Source organism: Streptomyces sp. NPDC050485, assembly GCF_044458185.1.
GTDB lineage: Bacteria > Actinomycetota > Actinomycetes > Streptomycetales > Streptomycetaceae > Streptomyces.
This window is the reverse complement of record NZ_JBITHR010000075.1, coordinates 1-2,028: the sequence shown is the minus strand read 5'-3', so window position 1 is coordinate 2,028 and position 2,028 is coordinate 1. Positions and strand designations below refer to the sequence as shown.

The following is a 2,028-nucleotide window of genomic DNA, read 5'->3' as shown; positions in this document are numbered from 1 at the left end:
ACACCTCGGACGGAGACCCGAAGACGATCAGCTTCCCCAAGTCCGAGGCGGCCCGCCTCGCCCCGGCCCACCGGCAGGCCGCCCGGCCGTACTGAACGGGGAACCGTATACGGGAACCCGAACCTCAGTGAGCTTCTTCAGCGGTGCTGCTCCAGAGTGAGGATGGCTATTGACGTGAGTCGGTTGGGGCTGCAGCGGGCACGGCGGAAGATGCGCCAGGACTTGAGCCGGGCAAAGGCCCGTTCAACAGGACTCCGAAGCCGGGAGTGCGCGCGGTTGACGCAGCTTTGACGGGTGGTCAGTTCTCGGCCGCCGTGGCGTTTGAACGGCGTGCAGAAGGTTCCGCCGGCCCCTGCGTATGCCTAATAGGCGCTGGGCAGGGGTTGGACGAGATGTCTGAGATGTATGCGGCGCCTTGAGCGCTTCGACAAGAGGGATGCACCCGCCCCTGCCCATGTTTGTCGTGTCGCCGTACGGTGCCGTGGTTCGAGCCACGCTCAAGGTCATCTCCCATGAAAGCCGGGGCCGTTGAGCCCCTCACAAGACCGAGGCCCCTGGGTGCAGCTGGGGCCACGGATGGCTGATGGGGTGGTGCGCCTGGAGCGCTTCTATCAGGTCGCCGGGTGGTCCTGCCGCGGCTCGACGCCGACGGACAACGACCGTTCGAAGGAGTTCACAGTGCCTGTGACCTGTGGAATCGATTGGGCCGAGGACCATCATGATGTGGCGCTGGTCGACGGCGACGCTCACCTGCTCGGCAAGGCCAGGATCACCGACGATGCGATCGGCCTGCAGGATTTACTGACGCTCTTGGCCGCACACGGCGACAGCCCGGACGATCCGGTCCCGATCGCGATCGAGACCTCCCGGGGGCTGCTGGTGTCGTGCCTGCGGGCCACGGGACGCAAGGTCTACGCGATCAACCCGATGGCGGCCGCCCGCTACCGGGACCGGCACGCGGTCTCGCGCAAGAAGTCCGACCACCAAGACGCAGTGGTCCTGGCGAACATCCTGCGAACCGACCGCGAACTGCACCGCCCGATGCCCGCCGACTCAGACCTGGTCATGGCCATCGCGGTCCTGGCCCGGGCCCAGCAGGACGCCGTCTGGGAACGCACGCGCATCCACAACCGGCTCCGTTCGCACCTGCGCGAGTACTACCCCTCCGTCCTGGAGGCGTTCACCGACAAGCGCGAAGGGCTTATTCGCCGAGGCCCGCGCGGTCCTCACCGACGCGCCCACACCCTCCGAGGCGGCCGGGCTGTCCCGGCGTCAGCTCAAAGCAGCCCTCCAGCGGGCCGGCCGCCAGCGCAACATCATTGCCGAAGCCGACCGGCTGCACGAAGTGTTCCACCCCACCTGGCTTCATCAGCCCACTGTCGTCGAGACCGCAATGGGCCGTCAGACTGCGGCTCTGGTCGCCCAGCTCAATGCCGTCTGCCAGGCATGCGACGACCTTGCGCGAAGCACCGAGGAACTCTTCCTCGAACACTGCGCCTGCCGAATATCTCATCCGGCCAGGTCAGGCGGCATGTCGGTACTCGTGGATCACTCCGCCGAGCCGGTCGTGTCGGCGTATGTCCAGGCGGGCGATTCGTCCGGGATCGGTGATCGGTTCGGGCACCGCACGTAGGGGCGCCGCCTGGTTCATGGCCTGATGGGGCCGGTGCGTGTTGTGGTGGTGCTCGAACTCGCGCAGGGTTTGGCGCAGGTGGCGTTCGTTCCAGATCAAGGTCCGGTCCAGGAGCTCGTGGCGGCATGTCTGCACCCAGCGCTCGATGATGGAGTTCATGCGCGGTATGCGGATGCCGGAAAGCACGACCTGGATGCCGGCGTCGCTCAGGATCTGGCCGAAGAGCGCTGGGAACTTCGCGTCCCGGTCGCGGATCAGGTACTTGACGGTGACTCCGGCATCTTCGAGGTCCATGGCCATGTGCCGGGCGGCCTGGCCGACCCAGTGGGCGGTGGGATGCGCGGTGGTGCCCAGGACGCGGACGCGGCGGGTGGCGTGCTCGATGACCGCGAGGA

1 protein-coding gene and 2 pseudogenes are annotated in these 2,028 nt (G+C 67.1%); 1 reads left to right on the top strand and 2 read right to left on the bottom strand.

What is annotated here, in order from left to right:
• Window positions 1–137: 137 nt before the first annotated feature.
• Window positions 138–362: pseudogene (locus tag ACIBK6_RS42440) on the bottom strand (transposase family protein); the annotation flags it as partial.
• Window positions 363–678: 316 nt separating this feature from the next.
• Here ACIBK6_RS42440 and ACIBK6_RS42435 point away from each other — a divergent pair.
• A pseudogene (locus ACIBK6_RS42435) lies at window positions 679–1,492 on the top strand (IS110 family transposase); the annotation flags it as partial.
• Between the two features lie 30 nt (window positions 1,493–1,522).
• Here ACIBK6_RS42435 and ACIBK6_RS42430 read toward each other — a convergent pair.
• Window positions 1,523–2,028, bottom strand: a 506-nt coding sequence (locus tag ACIBK6_RS42430) for an integrase core domain-containing protein (protein WP_399058838.1), incomplete at its 5' end; no start/stop codon positions are given.